Annotated in this window: 1 protein-coding gene; it reads left to right on the plus strand. The window is 66.8% G+C overall.

The features are described 5' to 3' along the window. The coding region (locus PMI26_RS21825; protein WP_007972290.1) for an AMP-binding protein at window positions 1-825 on the plus strand (825 nt) is incomplete at both ends.

Here is an 825-nt window from a genome sequence, read left to right on the forward strand (position 1 = left end):
GCACACCACCGGCGGCTACCTGTTGTACGCGGCCATGACCCACGAGCGCGTGTTCGACTACCGCCCGGGCGAGATCTACTGGTGCACCGCCGACGTCGGCTGGGTCACCGGCCACAGCTACATCGTCTACGGCCCGCTGGCCAACGGCGCGACCACCCTGCTGTTCGAAGGCGTGCCGAACTACCCGGACATCACCCGGGTGGCGAAGATCGTCGACAAACACAAGGTCAACATCCTTTACACCGCACCGACCGCGATCCGCGCCATGATGGCCTCGGGCACCGCCGCGGTTGAGGGCGCCGATGGCAGCAGCCTGCGCCTGCTCGGTTCGGTGGGCGAGCCGATCAACCCGGAAGCCTGGGACTGGTACTACAAGAACGTCGGCAAGTCCCGTTGCCCGATCGTCGACACCTGGTGGCAGACCGAAACCGGCGGCAACATGATGAGCCCGCTGCCGGGCGCCCATGCCCTCAAGCCGGGCTCGGCGGCGCGTCCGTTCTTCGGCGTGGTGCCGGCCCTGGTGGACAACCTGGGCAACATCATCGAAGGCGAGGCCGAGGGCAACCTGGTGATTCTCGATTCGTGGCCGGGCCAGGCGCGTACGCTGTTTGGCGACCATGACCGCTTCGTCGACACCTACTTCAAGACCTTCCGCGGCATGTACTTCACCGGTGACGGCGCCCGTCGCGATGCCGATGGCTATTACTGGATCACCGGGCGCGTGGACGACGTGCTCAACGTCTCCGGCCACCGCATGGGCACCGCCGAGATCGAAAGCGCGATGGTCGCGCACCCGAAAGTCGCCGAGGCGGCGGTGGTCGGTGT

The organism is Pseudomonas sp. GM33 (genome assembly GCF_000282295.1).
Lineage (GTDB): Bacteria > Pseudomonadota > Gammaproteobacteria > Pseudomonadales > Pseudomonadaceae > Aquipseudomonas > Aquipseudomonas laurylsulfatiphila.